The organism is Kitasatospora sp. NPDC096204 (genome assembly GCF_044763205.1).
Lineage (GTDB): Bacteria > Actinomycetota > Actinomycetes > Streptomycetales > Streptomycetaceae > Kitasatospora.
The window spans coordinates 44,260-61,630 of record NZ_JBIWFT010000011.1 but is presented as its reverse complement, the minus strand read 5'-3'; the positions used below and the strand labels follow the sequence as shown (position 1 = coordinate 61,630).

Sequence of the window (17,371 nt, the reverse complement as noted above, 5' to 3'; positions counted from 1 at the left end):
AGACAACCGCCGCCCCGGCCTTCGATCGGCCGGGGCGGCGGGTGGATCCGCGGGTGGGGCGGGTCAGAGGCGCATCGCCTGCGGGGACTCACGGCGCATCGGGTCCGGGCCGTCGTACTCGCGGATGATCTCGTAGCGGGTGTTGCGCTCCACCGGGCGGAAGCCGGCGTCGCGGATCAGCCCGAGCAGGTCGTCACGGCCGAGCTTGTTCGGGGTGCCGAAGTTGTCCGCGTCGTGGGTGATCTTGTACTCGACCACCGAGCCGTCCATGTCGTCCGCGCCGTGGCTGAGCGCCAGCTGGGCGGTGGTGACGCCGTGCATCACCCAGAAGACCTTGACGTGCGGGACGTTGTCGAAGAGCAGCCGGGAGACCGCGAAGGTCTTCAGCGCCTCGGCTCCGGTGGCCATCTCGGTACGGGCCATCAGCTTGTTGCGCACGACGCCGTCCTTGGAGTCGTGGAAGTCGTGCTGGTAGCGCAGCGGGATGAAGACCTGGAAGCCGCCGGTCTCGTCCTGGAGCTCGCGCAGCCGCAGCACGTGGTCCACCCGGTGGCGGGGCTCCTCGATGTGGCCGTACAGCATGGTGGCGGGCGTCTTGAGGCCCTTGCTGTGCGCGAGGCGGTGGATCCGCGACCAGTCCTCCCAGTGGGTGTCGTGGTCGACGATGTGCTGGCGGACCTCCCAGTCGAAGATCTCCGCGCCGCCGCCGGTCAGCGACTCCAGGCCGGCGTCGATCAGCTCGTCCATGATCTCGTCGGCGGACAGGCCGCTGATCTTCTCGAACCAGTGGATCTCGGTGGCGGTGAAGGCCTTCAGCGAGACGTTCGGCAGCGCCGCCTTCAGCTCCCGCAGCGAGCGCGGGTAGTAGCGCCACGGCAGGGTCGGGTGCAGGCCGTTCACGATGTGCAGCTCGGTGAGGGACTCGCTCTCCATCGCCTTGGCGAGGCGGACGGCCTCCTCGATGCGCATCGTGTACGCGTCCTTCTCGCCCGGCTTGCGCTGGAACGAGCAGTACGCGCAGGACGCGTTGCACACATTGGTCATGTTGAGGTGGCGGTTGACGTTGAAGTGGACGACGTCGCCGTTCTTCCGCGTCCGCACGTGGTGGGCCAGCCCGCCCAGCCAGGCCAGGTCGTCGCTCTCGTAGAGCGCGATCCCGTCCTCGCGGGTCAGCCGCTCACCCGCGTAGACCTTCGCCTCCAGCTCGCGCTTGAGCCCTGCGTCCATGCGGTGCCCCGCCTCCTCCGACATTCGGTTCCTTGCCGGAACGAGGTTACGCCTATGCCCGGAGCAGCTCGGCGAGCAGTGCCGGGTCGACGTTGCCGCCGCTGACCACGGCCGCCACCACCTGGCCCCCGGTCTCGGCGGCGCGGTGGAAGTAGGCGGCCGGGGCGACCGCCCCGGAGGGCTCGGCGACCAGCCGGCCGCGGCGGGCCAGCACGGCCACGGTGGCGCGGATCTCGTCCTCGGTGACGGTGACGATGTCGTCCACGTAGGCGGTGACGTGCTCGAACGGCAGCACGCCGAGCGACGGGGTGCGCAGCCCGTCCGCGATGGTCCGGTAGGTGTCGGCGACCGGCCACTCGACCAGGCGGCCGGCCCGCAGGCTGGCCCGGGCGTCGGCGGCCAGCTCGGGCTCGACGCCGATCACCCGGATGCCGGGGCGGGTGAGCTTGAGCGCGGCCGCCGTGCCGCCGATCAGGCCGCCGCCGCTGACCGGCACCAGGACGGTGTCCAGCTCGGCGGGGGCGTCCTCGGCGATCTCCAGGCCGACCGTGCCCTGCCCCGCGATGATGAACGGGTCGTCGTACGGGGGGACCCAGACGTAGCCGTGCCGCTCGGCCAGCTCGGCGGGCAGGGTGTCCCGCTCCTGCGGCGCGACCAGGATCACCTCGGCGCCGAACGAGCGGGTGGCCTCGACCTTCACCGCGGGCGAGGTGTCCGGCATCACGATCACGGCCTTGATGCCGAGCGTCCGGGCCGCGTACGCCACCGCCTGCGCGTGGTTGCCGCTGGACTGGGCGACCACGCCCCGGGCGCGCTCGTCCTCGGTGAGCGCGGCGAGCCGGTTGTAGGCGCCGCGGGTCTTGAAGGCCCCGGTCGGCTGGAGGTTCTCGGGCTTCAGCCAGAGCCGCCGCTCCCCCTCGGCCGCCCAGGGGGCGGGAACCAGCGGGGTGCGCACGGCGACCCCCGCGATCCGCTGCCGAGCCGAGCGCAGCTCCTCCAGTCCGACCAGTGCCATGCGTCACTCTCCTACAGGAGGAAGTTCACTCACCCGGTTCTCCCACTTCGTGGAGAGTACGACGGTGGTGCGGGTCCTGGCCACGCCCTTCGTGCCCGAGATCCGCTTGACCACCGACTCCAGGCCGGCCACGTCGGCCACCCTGACCTTGAGCATGTAGGAGTCGTCGCCGGCGATGAACCAGCAGTCCTCGACCTCGTTGAGGTCCTTCAGCCGGAACGCGACGTCCTCGTGGTCCGCCGCGTCGGTGAGTTGAAGGCCGATCAGGGCCGTGACGCCGAAGCCGAGCGATGCCGGGTTGACCGTCGCCCGGTAGCCGGTGATGACCCCGGCCTGCTCCAGGCGGTTGATCCGGTCCGTGACGCTCGGGCCGGAGAGCCCGACCAGGCGGCCCAACTCGGCGTAGGACGCGCGGCCGTTCTCCCGGAGCGCCTGGATGAGCTGTCTGTCCACCGTGTCCATATACCGTCCGCGTCCTTCCGAACCTCGCCAGACCCACAGATCATTATCCGGATTCAAAGGCGCCTCGCGCCGAACGACCCGGATATCGCAGAGAAGATACTCTCCCGCCCTCGGTCTCCTTACTCCCCCTCAGCCGCAGCGCCCTCGCCGTCGGCCGTCTTGCGGGCGGCCGCCCCCAACTCCCCTTCCCAGCGCAGGTACAGGGAATGCGGCACGTCGACGGCGTCCAGCACCCGTCCGGCCACGAAATCCACGAGTTCGCGCACGGTGGAGCCGCCGGCGTAGAAACCGGGTGAGGCGGGCAGGACGACCGCCCCCTGTGCGTCGAGCTCCACCAAGTGCTTCAACGTCACCCCGTTGAGTGGTGTCTCGCGCACGCAGACGACGAGCGGACGGCGCTCCTTGAGGGTGACGCTGGCGACGCGCTGCAGCAGGTCCTTGCTCAGGCCGAGCGCGATCCCGGCCACCGCGCCGGTGGTCGCGGGCACCACCAGCATGCCCTTGGCCGGGTACGAGCCGCTGGACGGGCCGGCCGCGAAGTCCCCGGCGGGCCAGTAGCGGACGTCGTCCAGCCCCCGGTCGCTCCCCAGCCAGGCGGCGAGGTCGGCACGCCAGTGGGCGTCCCGGAAGGAGATGCCGGTCTCGTCCAGGATGGTGAGCCGGGCGGCGCGGCTGACGATCAGGTCCACCGCCTCGCCGGCGGCCAGCAGCGCGCGGATCACCGAGGCCGCGTACGGCGTTCCCGACGCCCCGGAGACCCCGACCACCCACGGCTGACGCTTCGCAGTTCCCATGGGGCATTTCTATCCGGCCCCGTCCGCTCCGCTCACCAGGGCCCTCGCGGCGGGCCGGGTGACGCCGGGAACCGGGGGGTCCACGGGGTGGACGGGGACTGGGAGGATGGGCGCATGGCAGCGACCCTCGTCGACCTCACCCATCAGGTGACCACCGCGATGCCGGTCTACCCCGGCGATCCGGCCGTCCTGCTGGAGCCCGCGCTCACCACGGCCACCGCCGGGGTGAACGTGCTGGCCCTGCACCTCGGCTCGCAGTCCGGGACGCACGTGGACGCGCCGTACCACGTGGACGTCACCTGGCCGACCCTGGACGGGCTGCCGCTGGAGCGGTTCACCGGCCCGGCCGTGGTCGCCGACCTGCGCGGGCTGGAGCCCCGGACGGCCGTCACCCCCGAGCTGCTGGCGCCCACGCTGGAGCGGGCCGCCGAGGGCACCGTCCTGCTGCTGGCCACCGGCTGGGCCCGGCACTGGGGCACCGACGCCTACCTCGCCCACCCCAGCCTGACCCCGGCCGCCGCCGAGGCGATCGTCGCCGCCGGGGTGCGGACGGTCGGGGTGGACGCGCTCAGCGTCGACCCGACCCCCGACCCGGGCCCGGGCGATCCCGCGGTGGCCGCCCTGCTCGCCGACCTCACCGACGAGCACGACCACGGGACCGCCGACGAGCCCTCGCTCGCCGCGCACCGGGTGCTGCTGGGGGCGTCCGGCGGCGGGGTGATCGCCGAGAACCTGACCGACCTGCGGCCGCTGCTGGCCGCCCAGGAGGCCGGTCTGCCGGTGGAGGTCTCGCTGTTCCCGCTGCGGCTGGTCGCGGCGGACGGCGCGCCGGTGCGGGCGGTGGCCCGGCTGGGCTGACCGGGCGGTACGCCTTGCGGTACTTGGTCTAGACCATCCCCCGTCAACGCCAGTACGCTTTCCGGCCATGGCTGAGATCATCGGAGTGATCGAGCGACTCTGGCGCTACCCCGTGAAATCCGCCGGCGGCGAGCGGCTCGACTCCGTCGAGGTGGACGAGCGCGGCCTGGCCGGCGACCGCCTCTACGCCGTCCGCGACGCGGCCGGCAAGCTCGGCTCGGGCAAGAACACCCGCCGCTTCCGCCGGATGGACGGACTGCTCCGCCTCTCCGCCCGACTCGGCCACCGGATCGACGGACCGGAACTGTTCGACCCGCTCGGCCGCCCGGTCGACCGGCCGAACGCCTTCCTGCGCGCCTACCTCCAGCGCGAGGACGTCGAACTCGCCCGCGAGGACGCCGCCTCCCACTTCGACCGGCTGCCGGTCAGCGTGCTCAGCACCGCCACCCTGGACTGGGTCCGCGAGGCCGTCCCGTTCGCCGTGATCGACGAGCGCCGGTTCCGCCCCAACATCGTGCTGCGCACCCCGCCCGGCACCCCGCCGTTCGTCGAGGACGTCTGGCTCGGCCGTCAGGCGTCCGGCGAGGCCCCCGGCAGCGCCCGGCTCTCCTTCGTCGCGTCCAGCGAGCGCTGCGCGATGACCGGCGCCCCGCAGCCGGGGCTGCCGCACGCGCCGGAGATCCTCAAGGCCGTCGTGCACGCCCACGACGGCCTGCTCGACGCCCTCGCCGAGGTCGCCGCCCCGGGCCGCCTACGGGTCGGGGACCGGCTGCTCCTGGGCTGACGGGCGCCAGGCACTGCAGTCTGCCGATCACGGCCCTCCTCGGGGCGCGTTGCCGTCGCCCCCGGATTCTGCCGCCCCCGCCTCCGGGAGGGCGACCGCGCGCAGGTAGGCGCCGACGAAGATCTCCACGGTCTCGTCCATCGAGGGCAGCCCGGCGCCCGGCACGGGCTCCAGCACCGGCCGGATCAGGACGTGGTTGAGCAGCGGGCCGAGGAGCAGCTGGACCAGCACCGGGGTGGGCAGCGGTCTCAGCCGACCGGCCCGGACGTGCGGCCGCAGCAACCGGTCGAGACCGGCGAGCAGCCGCGGCAGGTTGGCGGCCATCACCCGGGCGGCGGGGCCGTCCGGCCGCCCGAGCAGGTCGGCGAAGACCGCCGGGACGATCCGCGGCTCGTGCGTGAAGGCCGCGACGAAGACGGCGTGCAGCGCCCGGACGGTGCCCTCCAGGTCCTCCGGCGGGTCCCCGGCGAGGGCCTCCAGGTCGGGCAGCGCGGAGTGCCGCTCGAAGACGGCGGCGAGCAGGCCGTCGCGGCCCTCGAAGACGGTGTGCAGGCTGGGCAGCGAGCAGTCGGCCCGGTCCGCCACCGCGTCCAGGGTGACCCCGGTCAGGCCGCGCTCGGCGACCAGCAGCGCCGCCGCCTCGATCGCGCGCTCGCGCACCGGCGGCCGCCCGCCCGGATCGGTCCCCGACTCCCGGACCGCCTCGTCCAGCGCCGCCCGGGAGCCGCCGAGCCTGCGCAGCAGCGTGCTGCGGGAGATCCCGGCCGTCGCGGCGATCGCCGTCAGCGGGACGTCGGCGACGTCCTGGCCCCGTTCCTTCGCCGCTGTGAGGGCGGCCGCCACCAGCTCCTTCATGTGAGGCATCGTACTACTTGACACCTGAGACGGTTCCAGAGACTCTATATGTGCAGGTTCCATACGGACGGTGATCATTCGAACACCGAAAGGGGAGAGCCATGAGCGTCGTGATCTCCGGAGGCGGGCCCGCCGGAATGATGCTGGGCCTGATGCTGGCGCGCGCCGGCGTCGAGGTGACCGTGCTGGAGAAGCACGGGGACTTCCTGCGCGACTTCCGCGGCGACACCGTCCACGCCTCCACCGTGCGGCTGATGGACGAGCTCGGCCTCGGCGAGAAGTTCGCCGCCCTGCCGCAGAGCCGCCTCGGCAACCTGGTGGTGCGGTCCCCCGGCGCCGGCCCCGTCGCGCTGAGCGCCTACGAGCGGCTGCGGCCCCCGTACAACTACATCGCCATGATCCCGCAGTGGGACCTGCTGAACTTCCTGGTCGCCGAGGCCCGGCGGGAGCCCACCTTCACCCTGCGGATGAACACCGAGGCGACCGGACTGCTCAGGGACGGCGCCCGGGTGGTCGGCGTCCGGTACCGCACCCGGGACGGCGAGGAGGGCGAGCTGCGCGCCGACCTCACCGTCGCCGCCGACGGTCGGCACTCCACCCTGCGCCGGGCGGCCGGCCTGACGCCCCGGGAGTTCCCGGTGCCCTTCGACGTCTGGTGGTTCCAGCTGCCCCGGCACCCCCACGAGCGCTCCGCGCCGCCCAACCTCGTCCCCGGCTTCGGACACGGCGACATCGCCCTCAGCCTCACCCGGGACGACTACTTCCAGATCGGCTACTTCCGGGCCAAGGGCTCCGACCCGCAGCTGCGCGCCGAGGGCATCGAGCGCTTCCGCGCCCGGATCGCCGCCCTGCTGCCCCAGTACGCCGACCGGGTCGACCGGCTGGCCGACCTCGACGACGTCCACCTGCTCGACGTCCGGCTCAACCGGCTGCACCGCTGGTACGCCGACGGGCTGCTGCTGATCGGCGACGCCGCCCACGCGATGTCCCCGGCCGGCGGGGTGGGCATCAACCTCGCCATCCAGGACGCCGTCGCCACCGCCGCCCTGCTCGCCGAACCGCTGCGCCACGGCCGCCCGACCACCGCCGCGCTCGCCCTGGTGCAGCGGCGCCGCCGGCGGCCGACGGTGATCATGCAGCGGATGCAGCGGGTCCTGCACGGCATCATGTTCGAGCCGGTGCTCAGCGGGCGCCGGGTCGGCCCGCCGCGGCGGCTGGTGCTGCTGGCCCGCTTCGCCCCCTGCTTCCGGCAGGCCCTGTCCCGCCTGATCGCCTTCGGCCCGCTCCCCGAGCACGCCCCGGCCTTCGCCCGGCGCGACGCCTGAACTTCACTCGATCGGGTGAGCTTGGCGGCGGAGGGGCGGCGTCTGTAGCAGGCTCCTCCTCGGATCTGACGACCCGCCAGTTCCGATGCCGACCCCACGGAGACCGCCATGACCGCCATCCCGACGAACCTCAAGTACACCGACGACCACGAGTGGGTGGAGACGCTGGGGAAGGACCGGGCCCGCGTCGGCATCACCGACTACGCCCAGAAGCAGCTCGGCGACATCGTCTTCGTCGAACTCCCCGAGGTGGGCGACAAGCTCGAAGCCGGCCGGGCCTTCGGCACGGTGGAGTCGGTCAAGTCGGTGAGCGAGCTCTACGCGCCGCTGTCCGGGACGGTCGCCGCGGTGAACACGGACCTGAACGACGAACCCGAGTCGGTCAACTCCGACCCGTACGGCGACGGCTGGATCATCGAGCTCACCCCGACCAGGGCCGACGAGCTGAAGGGCCTGCTCTCGGCCGCCCGGTACCAGGCCGTCGTCAGCGGGGAATAGCGGCCGCCCGCTCCCCGCGAACCGTCCGTTCGGGCGGGCGGATCGCGGGGAACGACCGTTGGCATGACGATCCCTCACCACCTGGTCGGCACCGGCGACCACCACGTCCTGGTCCTGCACGACTGGTTCGGCACCAGCGCGGGCTGGGGCCCGTTCCTCGACTACCTCGACGGCGGCGCCTTCCGCTACGCCTTCCTCGACTACCGCGGCTACGGGCGGCGCAAGGACGTCCCCGGCGCGTACACGCTCGCCGAGATCGCCTCCGACGCGCTCACCCTGGCCGACCAGCTCGGCTGGGACCGCTTCTCGCTGGTCGGCCACTCGATGGGCGGCAAGGCGGCCCAGCAGGTGCTCGCCGAGGCGCCGCTGCGGGTGCGCAAGCTCGTCGGCCTGGCCCCGGTGCCGGCCGGGCCGTACCCGCTGGACGAGGCCGGCGAGGCGCTGTTCCACGGCGCCGCCGGGGACCGGGAGAAGCGCTTCGCGATCCTGGACCTGGTCACCGGCCGGCGGGCCGGCCGGGTCTGGCTCGACCGCATGGTCGACCAGTCCCTGCGGCTGTCCACTCCCGAGGCCTTCGGCGGCTACGTCCGCGACTGGACGACGGCCGACCTGCTGCCCCGGATCGACCGCAACCCGGTGCCGGTCAAGGTGATCGTCGGCGAGCACGACCTCGCCCTCACCGCCGAGGTGATGCGCGGCACCTTCCTCAGCCACTACCCCAACGCCGAGCTGGAGGAGCTCCCCGGCAGCGGGCACTACCCGATGTACGAGGCCCCGGTGGCCCTGGCGGTGTCACTGGAGGACTTCCTGCACGACTGAGGCCGCCCCGGCCCGGACGCGGTCCCGCCCGGGCCACTGAGTGGCCCGGGCGGGACCGGGCGGGACCGGGCGGAGCGCCCCGTCCCCGGGATCAGATCCCGAGCCCGCGGACGACCAGGTCCACCAGGGCGAAGAAGAAGAGCGAGATCCCCACGAAGCCGTTCGTCTGGAAGAACGCCCGGTTGAGCTTCGAGAGGTCGTTCGGCTTCACGATGGTGTGCTCGTAGACGAACGCGCCGGCGACGACCGCCAGGCCGATCCAGAACGCCACCCCGGCGTCCGTCAGGACCGCGAACCAGCCCAGCAGGAGCGTCGTCAGGACGTGGCACACGCGCGCGCCCCGGATCGCCGCCGGCACTCCGAACCGCGCCGGCACCGCGCGCACGCCGTGCGCGCGGTCGGACTCGACGTCCTGGCAGGCGTAGACCAGGTCGAACCCGCCGATCCAGATGCCGACGGCCACGCCCAGCACCACCGCGTCCCAGGACCAGCTGCCCGTCACCGCGAGCCAGGCGCCGACCGGGCCCATCGCCTGGGCCAGGCCGAGGATCGCCTGCGGGAAGTCGGTGAACCGCTTGCCGTACGGGTAGACGACCATCGGCACCACGGCCACCGGCGCGAGCGCCAGGCAGAGCGGGTTGAGCATCGCGGCCGCGCCGAGGAAGACCACCAGCGCGACGGCCGAGCCGACGTACGCGGTCCTCAACGAGACCGCGCCGGTGACGAGTTCACGCGTGGCGGTCCGCGCGTTCCGGGCGTCGATCTCGCGGTCGATGATCCGGTTCGCGGCCATCGCGAAGGTGCGCAGCCCGACCATGCAGACCGTGACGATGAACAGTTCGCCCCAGTGCACCCGCTTGTCCGCGAGGAACATCGCCGTCAGCGCGGCGATGTAGGCGAAGGGCAGGGCGAAGACCGAGTGCTCGATCATCACCAGGCGCAGGAAGGCCTTCGTGCGCCCGGGGGTCTCGACGGCGGCCGTGCTCACAGTCCGTACTCCTTCCAGCGGCGCGACACCAGGGCGGCCGTGGCCGGGTCCGAGGACACCATCTCGGGCCAGCCGCCGTCCCGGGTGTAGCCCTCCTCGGGCAGCTTGCGGGTCGCGTCGATGCCGGCCTTGCCGCCCCAGAACTGCTGGTACGAGGCGTGGTCGAGGTGGTCGACCGGGCCCTCGACGACGGTGAGGTCGCGGCTGTAGTCGACGTTGCCGAAGGCCCGCCAGGCGACTTCCTGGTAGTCGTGCACGTCGCAGTCGGAGTCCACCACGATGATCAGCTTGGTCAGCGACATCATGTGCGCGCCCCAGATCGCGTGCATCGTCTTCTGGGCGTGCTTGGGGTACTTCTTGTCGATCGAGACGATCACGCAGTTGTGGAAGCCGCCGGCCTCGGGCAGGTCGTAGTCGACGATGTCCGGGATGATGATCTTCAGCAGCGGCAGGAAGAAGCGCTCGGTGAACTTGCCCAGCGGGCCGTCCTCCGTCGGCGGGCGGCCGACCACGATGGACTGGAGGATCGGCCGGCGGCGCATCGTCACGCAGTCGATCTTCAGCGCCGGGAACGGCTCCTGCGGGGTGTAGAAGCCGGTGTGGTCGCCGAACGGGCCCTCGGGGAGCATCTCGCCGGGCTCCAGCCAGCCCTCCAGGACCACCTCGGCGTCGGCCGGGACCTGGAGCGGCACGGTCTTGCAGTCGACCATCCGGACCCGCTCCCCGGCGATGAAGCCGGCGAAGAGGTACTCGTCGATGTCCCCGGGCAGCGGCGCGGTGGCCGCGTAGGTGACGGCGGGCGGGCAGCCGAAGGCGATCGCGACCGGGAGGCGCTCGCCGCGCCTGGCCGCGACGGCGTAGTGGTTGCGGCTGTCCTTGTGGATCTGCCAGTGCATGCCGATGGTGCGGCGGTCGTGCCGCTGGAGCCGGTAGAGGCCCAGGTTGCGGATGCCGCTGTCCGGGTCCTTGGTGTGGGTCAGGCCCAGGTTGAAGAAGGAGCCGCCGTCCAGCGGCCAGGTGAAGAGGGCGGGCAGCTCGTCCAGGTTGACGTCGTCACCGGTGAGCACGACCTCCTGCACCGGGGCGTCGCCGGACTTCACGTGCCGGGGCGGGACGTGCGCCATCGAGGCGAGCTTGCCGAAGGCGTCCCGGAAGCCGGTGAAGCCCTGCGGCAGCTCGGGCTTGAGCAGGCCGGCGATCTTCTCGGAGATGTCGTCCGGCCCCTTGAGGCCGAGCGCCTTGGCCAGCCGCCGCTCGGTGCCGAAGACGTTCATCGCCAGCGGCATCGACGAGCCCTTGACGTTCTCGAAGAGCAGCGCCGGGCCCTTGGCCTTCTGAACCCGGTCGACGATCTCGCCGATCTCCAGGTGCGGGTCCACCTCGGCCTTGATGCGCTTGAGGTCACCCTCGCGGTCGAGGGCGCGGAGAAACGAGCGGAGATCGTCGTATGCCATGCCTGTCAGTATCCGCCACCCGATAGCCTGGCTCGGTCAAGGGCCCCTGGTAGGCGCCCACCGCCGTCGTCGCCGGGGGGAGATCCCAGCCGTGCCGAGGATTCTTCTGACCATCATCCTTCCGCTCGCGCTCTGGGTCTGGGCGTTCGTGGACTGCCTGACCACCCCCGAGGACGAGGTGAAGCACCTGCCCAAGGTGGTCTGGGTGCTGATCGTGCTGCTCTTCCCGCCGCTGGGCCCGATCGCCTGGCTGATCGCCGGCAAGCAGCGCGGCTTCCTGCGGGCCGCGGCCGCCGGGGCCCGCTCCGGGTACCCGGCCGACGACCGCCCCGGCCGCCCCGGCGGGCGCCCGCTGGCCCCCGACGACGACCCCGAGTTCCTCGCCTCGTTGAAGAGGAACGACAAAGACCACGAGGACATGCTCAAGCAGTGGGAGGCCGATCTCCGTCGCCGCGAGCGGGATCTGCGCGACCGCGACGAACCCGAGGACGGCAGGAAGAGCTGATCACGGCAGGTCCGCACGCTCGCCCGGACAGCCCACCCCCAGCACACGGGGTGGGCTGCGGTGTTTTTGGCGCTTCCCTACGACTCGCGCCCCCCTCACCCCGGTGGCGGGCCCCCGGCGGCCGGGCTTGAGCGGACCTTGAGCGCGCCACAAGAGGACCGACTTACAGTACCGGGAGACGGCCCTGACCTGCGCTTTTCTTCATGCTCAGATCATCGGACCATCATCTGTTCGACAACCCCCGGTATCCAAGCGAACACCGAGCGCTCAGTGACCGAACCGACCGCTTCTGTGCAGGCCTGACAGCTAAACGAACCCGACCTTGTACGGAATCGACGCCGAAACCAGCGCACGGCCCCTCGTACAGTCATAAGTGAAGAAAGTGATTCGCAGCCGGGGGCACAGCAGACGTTGGCTGTCGGACAGTTCCCTCACCCTTGGAGTGGTTCGAGATGACGGTTGTGCATGAGGCGCCGGTCGACGGCGAGGTTCCCGAGATTCCGGCCGACGCCCGCGGGCGGGTCGCCGAGCTGCACGAGCTGCGCGAGAAGGTCCGCCGCGGCCCCAGCGAGAAGGCCACCGAGGCCCAGCACGCCAAGGGCAAGCTGACCGCCCGCGAGCGCATCGAGCTGCTGCTGGACGAGGGCTCCTTCCAGGAGGTCGAGCCGCTGCGCCGGCACCGCGCCCAGGGCTTCGGCCTGGAGGCCAAGAAGCCGCACACCGACGGCGTGATCGTCGGCTGGGGCACCGTGCACGGGCGCACCGTGTTCACCTACGCGCACGACTTCCGGATCTTCGGTGGCGCACTGGGCGAGGCCCACGCGCAGAAGATCCACAAGATCATGGACATGGCCATCGCGGCCGGCGCCCCGCTGGTCTCGCTGAACGACGGCGCCGGCGCCCGCATCCAGGAGGGCGTCACCGCCCTGGCCGGTTACGGCGGCATCTTCCAGCGCAACACCAAGGCCTCCGGCGTCATCCCGCAGATCTCGGTGATGCTCGGCCCGTGCGCCGGCGGCGCCGCGTACTCCCCCGCGCTGACCGACTTCGTCTTCATGGTCCGCGAGACCTCGCAGATGTTCATCACCGGCCCCGACGTGGTCCAGGCCGTGACCGGCGAGAAGATCACCCAGAACGGCCTCGGCGGCGCGGACGTCCACGCCGGCGTCTCCGGCGTCTCCCACTTCGTCTACGACGACGAGCAGTCCTGCATCGAGGAGGTCCGCTACCTCCTGTCGCTGCTCCCGCAGAACAACCGCGAGATGCCGCCCTCCGTCGTCAGCGACGACCCGGTCGAGCGCCGCAACGACAGCCTGCTGGACCTGGTGCCCGCCGACGGCAACCGCCCGTACGACATGCGCAAGGTCATCGAGGAGATCGTCGACCACGGCGAGTACCTGGAGGTCCACGAGCGCTGGGCCACCAACGTCCTGTGCGTGCTCGCCCGCGTCGACGGCCACGTCGTCGGCATCATCGCCAACCAGCCGCAGTCGCTGGCCGGCGTCCTGGACATCAACGCCAGCGAGAAGGCCGCGCGCTTCGTGCAGATGTGCGACGCCTTCAACATCCCGCTGGTCACCCTCCTCGACGTCCCCGGCTTCCTGCCCGGCGTCGACCAGGAGCACGGCGGCATCATCCGCCACGGCGCCAAGCTGCTCTACGCGTACTGCAACGCCACCGTGCCGCGCATCTCGCTCATCCTGCGCAAGGCCTACGGCGGCGCCTACATCGTGATGGACTCCCGCTCCATCGGCGCCGACCTGTCCTACGCCTGGCCGACCAACGAGATCGCGGTGATGGGTGCCGAGGGCGCCGCCAACGTCATCTTCCGCCGCGAGATCAACGCCGCCGAGGACCCGGACGCCATGCGCGCCCAGAAGATCAAGGAATACAAGAACGAGCTGATGCACCCGTACTACGCGGCCGAGCGCGGCCTCGTGGACGACGTCATCGACCCCGCCGAGACCCGCCAGGTGATCGCCTCCGCCCTGGCCATGCTCCGCACCAAGCACGCCGACCTGCCCAGCCGCAAGCACGGCAACCCGCCGATGTAGCGGAGCACACCACCGCACACGCAGCGCAGCCTTCCGTACCGGCACCCACCTCAGACCACAGCAACCGGGGGAGAAACCAGGACATGACCGCTTCCGCCGAACCCCTCGTCCGCATCGTCCGCGGCAGTCTCACCGACGAGGAACTCGCCGCCCTGACCGCCGTCCTCGCCGCGCGCGCCGCCGTCGCGCAGCAGGCCGCCGCCGCCGCGCCGATCGAGCCGATCGCCAGCTGGCAGCGCCTGGAGCGCCGCCCGGCGTACTACTCGCCGTTCAGCTGGCAGCAGGCCGCCTGACGGCCCACGGCCCGAGCCGACGGCCGGTCACCCCACCCGGGTGGCCGGCCGTCGGCGTTCGCCCGGGCCGGACCGGCGGCGCCACCGCGTGGTAGGCCGGGGCCGGAGGGGTCCGCGGCGGGCTCGGTAGGATGCGTACTGGACGGTACGCGTCCGCCACCGGGACCGCCCCCGTAGGATCGGCCGCTGCCGAGATCAGAACTTTCCAGGGAGGCTGCGATGGCCAGGCAGGCCCGCGCGCTGGCGACCCGCCAGGCGGTACTCGTCGCGGCGGCCGAGGTGTTCGACGAGCGGGGCTACGCCGCCGCCACCATGTCCGAGATCCTGGACCGCGCCGGCGTCACCAAGGGCGCGCTGTACTTCCACTTCCGCTCCAAGGAGGAGCTGGCGCTCGCCGTCATCGAGGGACAGGGCATCTTCATCTCCGGCTGGACACCGGCCTCGGACAGCCCGGTGCAGAACCTGATCGACCTCGCGTACGCCTTCGCCCGGGCGCTCCAGACCGACCCGCTGGTGCGCGGCAGCATCCGGCTGACCATCGAGCACGGCAGCTTCACCCAGCCGCAGCTCGCGGCCTACCAGGGCTGGATGGACATGGTCCGCGAGCTGCTGGCGGGCGCCCAGGAGGCCGGCGAGCTCCACCCGGGGATCGACGTGACCGCGGCCTCCGGGGTGATCACCGGGGCCGTCACCGGCATCCAGCTGAGCTCCCAGGTGCTGGCCGACCGGCAGGACCTGATCCAGCGGCTGGCCGACCTCTGGACGCTGCTGCTGCCCGGCCTGGTCCAGCCGCACGCGCTCGCCCGGCTGAGCGTCACCGAGCGCGGCTGAGCGGCGCCGGGCGGGCCTTCGCGGCGCTCGGCGCTGCCCGGCGGGATCGGGGCCGGCGGTCCGGAGCCGGCGGTCAGAGCCGGTAGCCCGCCCGCCGCTCCGCCGGCACCAGGGCCGGCAGCGCGGCCGTCCAGAGCCGGCTCACGTCCTCCGGCCCGGGCCGGCCGGCCTTCTCGCCCGCCAGCAGCACCTGGCCCGCCGCCACCGCGGTGAGCAGTTCGGCGGCGGTCCGCCGGTCCACCCCGGGGCACAGCTCCCCGGCGTCCGCGGCGCGGTCCAGCAGCCGGTGGACGACGGCGGCGAGGCCGCGCCAGGCGACCTCGGGGGCCACCGGAGCGGACCCGTCCACCCCCTCCTCGGCGCCGCCCCGGCGCGCGCCCGAGCGGCCCAGCCGGACGCCGGCCCGCACCACCACGTCCTCGCGCAGCAGCCGGGCCAGCTCGTGCGAGAAGTCGATCAGGCCCTGGAGCGCCGGGCCGTCGGCCCGCAGCGCGCTCAGCGCGGCCGAGCCGACCTCCCGCCCGGAGGCGCGCCGCACCCCGTCGGCGAGCGCCTGCTTGGAGACGAAGTGGAAGTACAGGGCGCCCTTGCTCACCCCGGCCCGGCGACTGATGTCGACCAGGCTGGCGGCCTCGAAGCCCACCCGCGCGAAGGTCTCGGCGGCGGCGAGCAGTACGGCCTGCCGGGTCCGCCCAGCCCGTTCCTGCTTGACCACTGGCCCCCTCCGGACTCGACCGGGCGCGATCCCCGCCCCACCCGGGCTGCTGTCGGCGCGGCCCCCGCGGGAGCGGCGCTCGCATGCGGACGGCATCTTCCGAAACCGCATGGTTGGTATCTAATCTAGCGCCTGCAGCGTGCTCGCCGTCCCCGCCGTCCAGCGGGTACGGGCCCCCACCGATGGTCCGAGACGCTCCGAACGGGCATTCCCCCAGTCCACGGGGCGGGTAGCGTGATCAGGCCGGCGAGTGCGGCCCGGGCACCCCCAGTCGCCGAACACAAACCGGGTGGTATGTATGTTTTGCTCGGACGGCCGTAGCGGCCGCTCCGACCGACACCCTGAAGCGGGGGCGCGTCATGCCATCGATCGTAGAGCCGGACCCGCTCGGCCCGTGCGCCCACCCCGGCCCGGGCAGCGGCGGCGGCTCCGACCTCTTCCACGACGGCCCCGCGACCGGCTACGACTTCCACGACCGGACCGTCTCCCGGCACCTGGTGCACCGCGCCTCGGTGTCCGAGGTCCTCCTCACCGGCTGGCAGGCCACCGGCCCGTACGACTTCCTGCTCGGCGCCCAGTGGCCCCGGCTGCACGGCTTCTACCGGCTGCCCGGGGACCGCTACCACGACCCGGTACTGCTGGCCGAAACGATCCGGCAGGCGGGGCTGCTGATCGGCCACGCCGGGTTCGGGGTGCCGCGCGGCCACCACTTCGTGATGGAGGACCTCTCCTACGCGCTCGACGGGCCCGGGCTGCCGGGCCTGGCCGTCAACGCCGGACCCGCCTCGCTGATGCTGGCCGTCGGCTGCGAGGACGTCCGGATCCGGCACGGCGAACTGGCCTCGCTGCGGGTGAGCGTCGACGTCACCCGGGACGGCCGGCCGGTCGGCCACGGCAGCGGCCGCCTGCGGGTGCTCTCCCCCGCCTCGTACGCCCGGCTGCGCGGCCCCGAACGGCGCGCCGCCCCGCCGCGGCAGCCGGCGCCGGCCGCGCCCCAGCTGGTCGGCCGCGCCCAGCCCGCGGACGTGGTGCTGAGCCCGACCGTCGCCCCGGACACCTGGCTGCTCCGGGCCGACGCCACCCACCCGGTGCTGTTCGACCACGAGTTGGACCACGTGCCCGAGATGCTGGTGGTGGAGGCCGCCCGGCAGGCCGCCCAGCGGCTGCGCCACCCCGAGCCGGTGGTGCCGGTCGAGTTGGTGACCTCCTTCGAGCACTGCATCGAACTGGACCGGCCCTGCTTCGTCCGGGCCGTCCCCGAGCCGGCCTCCGGGGCGACCGGGGCGGGCGGACGGCTGCCGGTACGGGTCCTGCTGGTCCAGGACGGCCGGACGGCGGCCGAGTGCGTGCTGCTCACCGCGCCGTTCGACGGGCCGGCCGAGAGTCCGACGGCGCCGGCCCGGCGGGACGCCTGCGAGGGCCGCCCCGCCACGCCGGACCTCGACGGCGCCCGGCTGCCGCTCGCGAGCTGACCCCCGTCAGGCGGCCATCAGGGCGGCCGGCCGGCCCGCGTGCATCACGCTGAGGTTGGTCGCCAGCCGGACCGGGTCCTGGGCCAGCCAGAGCCGCAGCGCCGCGCCCAGGGCGGCGCTGGCGGACTCGACCCGGACATCGGTGATCTGGGCGATCCGGGCCGCGCCGGGCACCAGCAGGTCGGCCAGCGGGGTCGGCAGCCAGACCGTCAGGGCGCACGGCGCGGGCACCACCAGCGCCCCCAGCAGCCGGTAGGCGTCCCCCGGCGCGCTGAGCGTGGGGATGATGTCCAGCAGCGCGTCGGACACCACCTCGGACACGTCGCTCCGGTGTCCCTGGGCGAGCCTGCGGAGCAGCATGCGCTCGGCGGCGGTGATTCGGACGGTCAGCATGACCTCGTCGCACTCCATTGCGCGATTTC

General features: G+C 72.7%; 19 protein-coding genes. 10 read left to right on the top strand and 9 right to left on the bottom strand.

The window, feature by feature from the left end; translation table 11 throughout:
* Positions 1-63: 63 nt before the first annotated feature.
* The 4 genes from mqnE to ACIQ87_RS14280 form a co-directional block, all read right to left on the bottom strand.
* Complete coding sequence (mqnE, locus tag ACIQ87_RS14295) at positions 64-1,227, bottom strand: aminofutalosine synthase MqnE (protein WP_402405905.1); 1,164 nt, start codon at positions 1,225-1,227, stop codon at positions 64-66.
* Between the two features lie 52 nt (positions 1,228-1,279).
* A complete protein-coding gene (locus ACIQ87_RS14290; RefSeq protein WP_402405903.1) occupies positions 1,280-2,242 on the bottom strand; it encodes a threonine/serine dehydratase in 963 nt (320 codons plus the stop codon).
* A 3-nt stretch (positions 2,243-2,245) separates the two neighbouring features.
* Entirely contained in the window at positions 2,246-2,704 is a 459-nt protein-coding gene (locus tag ACIQ87_RS14285) for an Lrp/AsnC family transcriptional regulator (RefSeq protein ID WP_030055719.1), read from the bottom strand.
* A 119-nt stretch (positions 2,705-2,823) separates the two neighbouring features.
* Positions 2,824-3,498, bottom strand: coding sequence for a UbiX family flavin prenyltransferase (locus ACIQ87_RS14280; protein WP_402405902.1), 675 nt, complete (start codon positions 3,496-3,498; stop codon positions 2,824-2,826).
* 114 nt (positions 3,499-3,612) lie between these two features.
* Between ACIQ87_RS14280 and ACIQ87_RS14275 the strand changes: the two genes are divergently transcribed.
* Together ACIQ87_RS14275 and ACIQ87_RS14270 are read left to right on the top strand one after the other, a co-directional pair.
* On the top strand, positions 3,613-4,356 hold the full coding sequence (locus tag ACIQ87_RS14275; RefSeq protein WP_402405900.1) for a cyclase family protein: 744 nt from the start codon (positions 3,613-3,615) through the stop codon (positions 4,354-4,356).
* Positions 4,357-4,423: 67 nt separating this feature from the next.
* Positions 4,424-5,140: an MOSC domain-containing protein gene (locus ACIQ87_RS14270; protein WP_402405899.1), complete on the top strand. Its 717-nt coding sequence runs from the start codon at positions 4,424-4,426 to the stop codon at positions 5,138-5,140.
* A 27-nt stretch (positions 5,141-5,167) separates the two neighbouring features.
* Here ACIQ87_RS14270 and ACIQ87_RS14265 read toward each other — a convergent pair whose 3' ends face one another.
* Positions 5,168-5,995: a TetR/AcrR family transcriptional regulator gene (locus ACIQ87_RS14265; RefSeq protein ID WP_402405897.1), complete on the bottom strand. Its 828-nt coding sequence runs from the start codon at positions 5,993-5,995 to the stop codon at positions 5,168-5,170.
* A gap of 101 nt (positions 5,996-6,096) precedes the next feature.
* On the opposite strand from ACIQ87_RS14265, the gene ACIQ87_RS14260 reads away from it, so the two are divergent.
* From ACIQ87_RS14260 to ACIQ87_RS14250, 3 genes are all read left to right on the top strand, one after another.
* Positions 6,097-7,320, top strand: coding sequence for an FAD-dependent oxidoreductase (locus ACIQ87_RS14260; RefSeq protein ID WP_402405895.1), 1,224 nt, complete (start codon positions 6,097-6,099; stop codon positions 7,318-7,320).
* Positions 7,321-7,428: 108 nt separating this feature from the next.
* Positions 7,429-7,818, top strand: coding sequence for a glycine cleavage system protein GcvH (gene gcvH / locus ACIQ87_RS14255; protein ID WP_402405894.1), 390 nt, complete (start codon positions 7,429-7,431; stop codon positions 7,816-7,818).
* Between the two features lie 63 nt (positions 7,819-7,881).
* Positions 7,882-8,637 (top strand): alpha/beta fold hydrolase, encoded by a 756-nt coding sequence (locus ACIQ87_RS14250; RefSeq protein WP_402405892.1) that lies wholly within the window; start codon positions 7,882-7,884, stop codon positions 8,635-8,637.
* Positions 8,638-8,728: 91 nt separating this feature from the next.
* On the opposite strand, the gene mqnP is transcribed toward ACIQ87_RS14250, so the two are convergent.
* Both mqnP and ACIQ87_RS14240 read right to left on the bottom strand, forming a co-directional pair.
* A complete protein-coding gene (gene mqnP / locus ACIQ87_RS14245) occupies positions 8,729-9,625 on the bottom strand; it encodes a menaquinone biosynthesis prenyltransferase MqnP (protein WP_402405890.1) in 897 nt (298 codons plus the stop codon).
* A complete protein-coding gene (locus ACIQ87_RS14240) occupies positions 9,622-11,079 on the bottom strand; it encodes a menaquinone biosynthesis decarboxylase (protein ID WP_392867623.1) in 1,458 nt (485 codons plus the stop codon). Before ACIQ87_RS14240 ends, mqnP begins: the two co-directional genes overlap by 4 nt.
* A 91-nt stretch (positions 11,080-11,170) precedes the next feature.
* On the opposite strand from ACIQ87_RS14240, the gene ACIQ87_RS14235 reads away from it, so the two are divergent.
* The 4 genes from ACIQ87_RS14235 (at position 11,171) to ACIQ87_RS14220 (ending at position 14,762) form a co-directional block, all read left to right on the top strand.
* Entirely contained in the window at positions 11,171-11,584 is a 414-nt protein-coding gene (locus ACIQ87_RS14235) for a PLD nuclease N-terminal domain-containing protein (RefSeq protein WP_402405888.1), read from the top strand.
* A 452-nt stretch (positions 11,585-12,036) separates the two neighbouring features.
* Positions 12,037-13,638, top strand: a complete 1,602-nt coding sequence (locus ACIQ87_RS14230; protein ID WP_402405886.1) for an acyl-CoA carboxylase subunit beta — start codon at positions 12,037-12,039, stop codon at positions 13,636-13,638.
* Between the two features lie 83 nt (positions 13,639-13,721).
* Positions 13,722-13,931, top strand: a complete 210-nt coding sequence (locus tag ACIQ87_RS14225) for an acyl-CoA carboxylase epsilon subunit (protein WP_402405885.1) — start codon at positions 13,722-13,724, stop codon at positions 13,929-13,931.
* Positions 13,932-14,150: 219 nt separating this feature from the next.
* Positions 14,151-14,762: a ScbR family autoregulator-binding transcription factor gene (locus ACIQ87_RS14220; RefSeq protein ID WP_402405884.1), complete on the top strand. Its 612-nt coding sequence runs from the start codon at positions 14,151-14,153 to the stop codon at positions 14,760-14,762.
* A 73-nt stretch (positions 14,763-14,835) separates the two neighbouring features.
* Here ACIQ87_RS14220 and ACIQ87_RS14215 read toward each other — a convergent pair whose 3' ends face one another.
* A complete protein-coding gene (locus tag ACIQ87_RS14215; protein ID WP_402405882.1) occupies positions 14,836-15,477 on the bottom strand; it encodes a ScbR family autoregulator-binding transcription factor in 642 nt (213 codons plus the stop codon).
* A 359-nt stretch (positions 15,478-15,836) separates the two neighbouring features.
* On the opposite strand from ACIQ87_RS14215, the gene ACIQ87_RS14210 reads away from it, so the two are divergent.
* Complete coding sequence (locus ACIQ87_RS14210; protein ID WP_402405880.1) at positions 15,837-16,949, top strand: ScbA/BarX family gamma-butyrolactone biosynthesis protein; 1,113 nt, start codon at positions 15,837-15,839, stop codon at positions 16,947-16,949.
* 6 nt (positions 16,950-16,955) lie between these two features.
* Here the strand turns inward: ACIQ87_RS14210 and ACIQ87_RS14205 are convergent, their stop codons facing one another.
* Positions 16,956-17,360, bottom strand: a complete 405-nt coding sequence (locus ACIQ87_RS14205; protein WP_402405878.1) for a hypothetical protein — start codon at positions 17,358-17,360, stop codon at positions 16,956-16,958.
* Between the last annotated feature and the right edge of the window lie 11 nt (positions 17,361-17,371).